This is a genomic window from Aeromicrobium phragmitis (assembly GCF_003674095.1).
GTDB lineage: Bacteria > Actinomycetota > Actinomycetes > Propionibacteriales > Nocardioidaceae > Aeromicrobium > Aeromicrobium phragmitis.
The window spans coordinates 163,715-170,379 of record NZ_RDBF01000007.1; the positions used below are offsets into that span (position 1 = coordinate 163,715).

6 protein-coding genes are annotated in these 6,665 nt (G+C 68.2%); 5 read left to right on the forward strand and 1 reads right to left on the reverse strand.

The window, feature by feature from the left end; all coding sequences use genetic code 11:
• Positions 1 to 7: 7 nt before the first annotated feature.
• The 5 genes from D9V41_RS11095 (at position 8) to D9V41_RS11115 (ending at position 5,791) form a co-directional block, all read left to right on the forward strand.
• Complete coding sequence (locus D9V41_RS11095) at positions 8 to 967, forward strand: helix-turn-helix transcriptional regulator (protein ID WP_121794622.1); 960 nt, start codon at positions 8 to 10, stop codon at positions 965 to 967.
• The gene (locus tag D9V41_RS11100) at positions 964 to 1,929 is read left to right on the forward strand and encodes a helix-turn-helix transcriptional regulator (RefSeq protein ID WP_121794623.1); all 966 of its coding nucleotides are present in this window, start codon (positions 964 to 966) and stop codon (positions 1,927 to 1,929) included. Before D9V41_RS11095 ends, D9V41_RS11100 begins: the two co-directional genes overlap by 4 nt.
• 20 nt (positions 1,930 to 1,949) lie before the next feature.
• Positions 1,950 to 2,219, forward strand: coding sequence for a Sec-independent protein translocase subunit TatA (locus tag D9V41_RS11105; protein WP_121794624.1), 270 nt, complete (start codon positions 1,950 to 1,952; stop codon positions 2,217 to 2,219).
• Between the two features lie 65 nt (positions 2,220 to 2,284).
• Positions 2,285 to 3,067 carry a twin-arginine translocase subunit TatC gene (gene tatC / locus D9V41_RS11110; protein ID WP_243697242.1) on the forward strand — a complete coding sequence of 261 codons (783 nt, stop codon included), beginning with the start codon at positions 2,285 to 2,287 and terminating at the stop codon, positions 3,065 to 3,067.
• A gap of 9 nt (positions 3,068 to 3,076) precedes the next feature.
• On the forward strand, positions 3,077 to 5,791 hold the full coding sequence (locus D9V41_RS11115) for a DEAD/DEAH box helicase (protein WP_121794625.1): 2,715 nt from the start codon (positions 3,077 to 3,079) through the stop codon (positions 5,789 to 5,791).
• 5 nt (positions 5,792 to 5,796) lie between these two features.
• On the opposite strand, the gene D9V41_RS11120 is transcribed toward D9V41_RS11115, so the two are convergent.
• The coding region (locus D9V41_RS11120; RefSeq protein WP_133434175.1) for an HNH endonuclease signature motif containing protein at positions 5,797 to 6,665 on the reverse strand (869 nt) is incomplete at its 5' end.

The following is a 6,665-nucleotide window of genomic DNA, read 5'->3' on the forward strand; positions in this document are numbered from 1 at the left end:
TCAAGGCATGGCGCAGCGTAAGACCGAGAGGTTGATGAACCTCTTCTTCCTACTGCTCGCGGCGAATCAGTACCTCACCAAGGATCAGATCCGGGCGTCCATCGCCGATTACCGCGACTCGACTCCTGGGGCGTTCGAGCGGAAGTTCGAGCGCGACAAGGACGAACTGCGCGAGCTCGGCATCGCGATCGAGACCGGTAGTCGCGACCCGTACTTCGACGACGAGGTGGGGTATCGCATCCGCCGTGACGATGCGGAGCTTCCCGATCTCTCGTTCACGCGGGAGGAGGCCGCCGTCATCGGTTTGGCGGCGCAGGTGTGGGATTCGGCCAGCCTCGCCGGTGAGTCGGCGACGGCGGTGGTGAAGCTCAAGTCGATCGGCGTCGACATCGACACCGACGCGATGCGGATGGTGGAACCGCGGCTCTCGGCGCATGAGCCGGCCTTCGATGACGTGCTGACGGCGGCGACGCGGCGAATCCCCATCGCGTTCTCCTACCGGAAGGTCGACGGCACCGAGAGCCGTCGCGAGGTGGAACCGTGGGGTCTCATCTCGGTGCGTGACCGCTGGTATCTCGGCGGCTACGACCGCGACCGGCGCGCCCCCCGCTTGTTCCGACTCGCCCGGGTGATCAGCGACGTCGCCCACGTAGGGGAGCCGGGAAGCTACCTGGTGCCTGACGGCGTGAATCTGCGCGACCTGGCCGATGCGCTGTTTCCGGCTCCGCCGACGGAGGCCGCCGTGCTGCGCGTTCGCGCCGGGCGCGCGCAGAGTCTGCGGCGCATCGCCGAGCTTGTCGAACCGATCGACGCCGAGACCGACCGCATTGCCGTGCGCTACGCCTCCACCCGCGTCCTGGCCGGAGAGATCGCCGCCTTCGGACCCGACGTCGTCGCGGAGAGCCCCGCGTCGCTACGTGAGGCCGTCATCACTCGCCTGCGGGCCGCGGTCCGGGAGGACGCATGACCACGACCACCTCGAGCCAGCGGCTCATTCGCATGCTCGCCATGGTCCCGTACCTGCAGAGCAACGCCGGCGTTCCGGTGTCCGAACTCGCCGCCACGTTCGGGGTCTCCGAGGCGCAGATCACCAAGGACCTGTCCGTCCTGATGATGACCGGGGTGGGGGAGTACCACGGCGAACTCATCGACGTCGACCTCGGCGCACTCGAGCGCGACGGCGTCGTGTACCTGCGTGACGCGGACTTCATGCCGCGGCCGCTCACCCTCACCACCCGCGAGGCCTCGTCGCTCATCGTCGCCCTGCGTACCCTGCGCCAGGCGGCCACCGGCGATCAACGTAAAGCCATCGATGGAGCTTTGGCCAAGCTCGAGGGGGCGGTCGGTGCGAGTGCACCGGTCGACGTCCACCTTCCGACCGTCGACGCCGCGATCAAGGACACGATCTTGTCCGCGTTGAGCCGCGGACACCAGCTCGACCTCGAGTACGTCACCGCCGCACGTGACGAGCGCACCCGCCGCCGGGTCGACCCGTGGCGCGTGTTCACCGAGCAGGGCCGGCTCTACTTGAGCGCCTGGTGCCACCGTGCGGTGGACGTGCGGACGTTCCGGCTCGACCGCATCGCGGCGGCCGAGGAGACCGAGCTGCCGGTGGAACGCTCACGTGAGTCCGCCGACGGCGGAACCGACATTCCGCCGGCGCTCTTCACGCCCGGCCCCGACACGCCGTATGCCGTGCTCGACCTCGAACCCGAGGCACGGTGGCTCGTGGATGAGTATCAGGCCGAGATCGTCGACGACACGGCCGACGGTGACCGGACCCGCGTGCGGTTGTACGGCTCGGACATGAGCTGGCTGCGCCGTCTCGTGTTGCGCAACGCCGGTCTCGTGCACGTCGTGGAGCCTCGGGAGCTGGGCGACGAGGTAGTCGCACAGGCTCGCGCTGCGCTCGCGGCGTACGATGGATAAGTACCCGATCGAGGAGCGACATGTTCAGAGGAATTGGCGCCACCGAGATCCTCATCATCCTGGGGATCGTAGTTCTGCTGTTCGGTGGTCGTAAGCTGCCCGAACTGGCGCGAGGGTCGGGACGGGCGCTGAGGATCTTCAAGTCCGAGGTCAAGGCGAGCCAGGACGAGGACGCTACGTCCATCGAATCGACGCCGCCGACCGACGACGCACCGCCGCGCACGGTCGACGCCTCCGAGGTCACGACGGAGACGCCGTCGCCGGGTGAGCGTCCCGGCGAGCAACGTTAGCCGTGCCCCTGCGCCGGGGCCGCCCGTCCACGCCGCGCCCGGGCCCGGGCGGCCAGATGCCGCTCATGGACCATCTCCGCGAGCTGCGCTCGCGCCTCTTGCGGGGACTGCTGGCCATCGCGGTCGGCGTGGTGGTCGCGTGGATCGGGTATCCGTGGATACTCGACTGGCTCACCGATCCGTTCAACCGGGTCGCCCCCGAACTGGAAGCCCAGGGCATCGACGCCCGGCTCATCATGTCCGGGATCGGCGGAGCGTTCCAGTTCCAGCTCAAGACATCGCTCATCGTCGGCCTGGTGATCTCCAGTCCCGGCTGGATGTGGCAGATCTGGGCCTTCGTGCTGCCCGCCATGCACCGCAATGAGAAGCGGTGGGCGGCACTGCTGACGGCACTCGGCGCCCCGCTGTTCATCGGCGGCGCCGCGGCGGGATATTACGTCCTGCCCACGGCCGTCGAGCTGCTCATCGGCTTCGTTCCGGAGGGCTGGGAGAACCTCACCTCGGGAGCGGACTACCTGAGCTTCATCCTGCGAATCATGCTCGTGTTCGGCGTCGCCGCGCAGATCCCGCTCGTCGTCGTACTGCTGAACCGGATCGGTGTCGTCTCGGCACGCCAGCTGGCCAGGGCACGCCCGTGGACGATCCTCGGCATCTTCATCTTCTCGGCCGTCGCGACGCCGACGGTGGACCCGCTGACGATGCTCTTCCTCGCCGTGCCGATGACGGCGTTGTATCTCGTGTCCGAGCTGATCGCCCGGTTGACCGATCGGCGCCGCGCCAACACGCGCGACGAGCTCGCGGACACCCAGCCATCGTCGATCGAGGACCCCTCGCCCCTCGACCCGTAGGCTGGGACCATGTCGTCCTCTCCGGCCGAGCGCTACGCCCAGGTGAGGGCGAACCGCCGTCACCCGCATCTCGCGCAGTTTCGCGACCTGTACGACTTCGCCCTCGACGACTTCCAGGTCACCGCGTGCCAGGCGGTCGAGGACGGCCACGGCGTGCTCGTGGCCGCGCCGACCGGGTCGGGCAAGACCATCGTCGGCGAGTTCGCCGTGCACGTCGCGCTCGCGAGCGGACGCAAGTGCTTCTACACCACACCGATCAAGGCGCTGTCCAACCAGAAGTTCCACGACCTGCAGGAACGCTACGGCGCCGACCAGGTGGGGTTGCTGACCGGCGACAACAGCATCAACGGTGATGCGCCCGTCGTGGTCATGACCACCGAGGTGCTGCGCAACATGATCTATGCCGGCTCGACCACGCTCCAAGGTCTCGGCTACGTCGTGATGGACGAGGTCCACTACCTGGCGGACCGTTTCCGCGGTGCCGTGTGGGAGGAAGTGATCATCGGGCTCGCCGACTCGGTATCGGTGATCTCGCTGTCGGCCACGGTCTCCAACGCCGAGGAGTTCGGCGCGTGGCTCACCGAGGTCCGCGGCAATACGGTGACGATCGTCGAAGAGCGGCGTCCGGTGCCGCTGTACCAGCACGTCATGGTCGGCCGGCGGCTCTATCCGTTGTTCGAGGACGACGGCCAGCGGGTCAACCACAGTCTCGAACGGATGGCACGTGAGGACTGGCAGTTGTCCCGCGCGCGCAAGGGCCGACCCGGAAAGGGGCAGCGGCGCCCGCGCAGCCGCTACCAGACGCCGGACCGGGTCGATGTCGTCACGAAACTCGATGCCGAGGGTCTGCTGCCGGCCATCGTCTTCATCTTCAGTCGAGCCGGCTGTGCAGCCGCAGTCGAGCAGTGTCTCAACGCGCGTCTGACTCTCACCACCGAAGACGAGCAGCGCGAGATCCTCGCGACCGTGGACGCGGCCACGACCCACCTGCCCGAGGACGACCTGTACGTCCTCGGTTTCCACGAGTTCCGCGAGGGCATCGCCCGCGGGGTCGCCGCCCACCACGCCGGCATGCTCCCGACATTCAAGGAGATCGTCGAGGACCTCTTCAGCCGGGGCCTGGTCAAGGTGGTCTTCGCGACCGAGACGCTCGCGCTCGGCATCAACATGCCCGCACGGTCGGTCGTCATCGAGCGGCTGAGCAAGTGGAACGGTGAGACGCACGTCGACATCACGCCGGGGGAGTACACCCAGCTCACCGGGCGCGCCGGGCGGCGTGGCATCGACATCGAGGGGCACGGCGTGGTGCTGTGGCAGCCGGGCTTCGACGCTCGTCATGTCGCCGGTCTCGCCTCCACCCGTACCTATCCGCTGACGTCGTCGTTCCACCCGTCGTACAACATGGCGGTCAACCTCGTGCGCCAGGTCGGTCGCGGTCGGGCCCGTGAGTTGCTGGAGCAGTCGTTCGCGCAGTTCCAGGCTGACCGCGCCGTCGTCGGACTCGCCCGGCAGGTGCACAAGGCCGATGAGGCGCTCGCCGGTTACCGCGATGCGGCGCAGTGCGAGCAGGGCGACTTCATGGAGTACATGGGTCTGCGCCGTGAACTCAAGGAGCTGGAGAACGCCGGCTCGAAGGCGCGCCGTGCCGCCAAGCGCGAAGAAGTCCTCGCGTCGTTGCGTGAACTGCGGACCGGCGACATCATCGACGTGCCCGCGGGCCGCTGGGCAGGGGTCGCGGTGGTGCTGGAGCCGGGCACCGACGCCGACCGCGAGGGGCCCCGTCCGCTCGTACTCACCGCGAACCGGCACGCGCGCCGGCTGGCGCTCGTGGACTTTCCGACGCCGGTGGCGGCACGCGACCGGATGCGGATTCCCAAGAGCTTCAATGCGCGCAACCCGCAAGCGCGCCGTGACCTCGCGTCGGCCCTGCGCACGCGAGCGGCGACCTCCGAGCATCGGCGCCATCAGCCGCACGGTGGTCAGCCGACGGTCGAGGACCCCAGGATCGCCGACCTGCGGCGCGAGCTGCGTGAGCACCCGTGCCACTCCTGTCCGGACCGCGAATCCCACGCGCGCTGGGCGGAGCGTTACCAGAAGCTCGAGCGCGAGACCGCTCAGCAGCGTCGCCGCGTCGAGCAGCGAACGAACTCGGTCGCGCGGCAGTTCGACCGCGTCTGCGAGGTTCTCGTGGAGCTCGGCTACCTGCGCGGAGACGAGGTGACCGACGAGGGCCGCCGTCTCCAGCGCATCTACAGTGACGTCGACCTCGTCGTCGCCGAGTGCATTCGTCAGCACGTGTTCGAGGATCTCGACAGTGCGGAACTGGCGGCGGTCGTCAGCGGGTTGACGTACGAGGCACGGTCGGAGGACGGGCCTCCCTCGGTCCTTCCGGGCCCCGAGGCGCTGGCGGCCGCGGACGCCATGCACCGGATCGCCGACGAATTGATGCTGCTGGAGCGGTCTCATCACGTCGGATTCCTGCGCCCGCCGGACTTCGGCTTCGCGCAGGCGGTGTGGCAATGGTGCCGTGGCGCCTCATTGGACGTCGTGTTGCGCGAATCGGAGATGGCCGCCGGTGACTTCGTCCGCGCGATGAAGCAGCTGCTGGACCTCATGGCGCAGCTGGCTGATGCCGCGGGGGCCGGTCCGTTGCGCGACACGGCACGTTCCGCCCTCGACGAACTACGGCACGGAGTCGTCGCCTACAGCAGTCTCAGCACCTGACCGACTCATTCGGTCAGGATCGTCTCTCCCACGCGCCAGGCCCAGCCGTCGTCGTGGGGTACGGGTTCGGCGTGGTCGAAGGTTTTGAGCTTGTGGTGGTGCCGGCATAAGGCCCAGAGGTTGTCGGCGCAGGTTTGTCCGTGGGGCCAGGGTTCTCGGTGGTCGAGGTCGCAGTTGGTGGCTTCGGTCGTGCATCCGGGGTAGCGGCAGGTGCCGTCGCGGTAACGGATCGCGTTCTTGAGGTGTTCGGGTGGTGAGTAGCCCCGGTACGTGACGGCGAGGATGTCGTCTTGTTCGTCGACGAGGAGCCGGTACCAGAACGGGTCGCCGCTGGTGGCCAGGACGCGCAGCACGTTTGCCGGAATCACCCAGTCGCGGTCGGCGCTGATCGCCGGCTGATCATCGATTCCCGCGAGCGTGGACGCCGGGACCATGACACCGATCGCCATGTTGGGCGTCCGGGCGGGTTCGTTGTCGGGGTCGATGTGGTCGAGCGCGTCCACGAACACGTCGGCCCGCCGTTGGGCGATGGTGCGGTCGTCCTCGGTCACGGCTTTCGCGGCGTGGTCGAGCCGTTGGTCGATCCCCGCCAACACATACGACGGCAGGTTCTCCGCATGCAGGCTGCCGGTCCCGTCCTCATCATGGTGAATGGTCACGGACCGTTCGGCGACGATCTCCTCATACCGTTTCTCGGTCTCTTCGGGTTCGTGCCGGGCGATGAACCGCTTCACCCAACGGCGCAGCTCGCTGACCGTGTGCGTCGCGGCATAGGCGACGGAACGCTGATCAAGCTTCTCGATCGACCGTTCGCGGGTGAGCTTCCACGCGCAAGCCGCGATCGCCGAGACGCGGGCGGCATCAATCTCGCCCG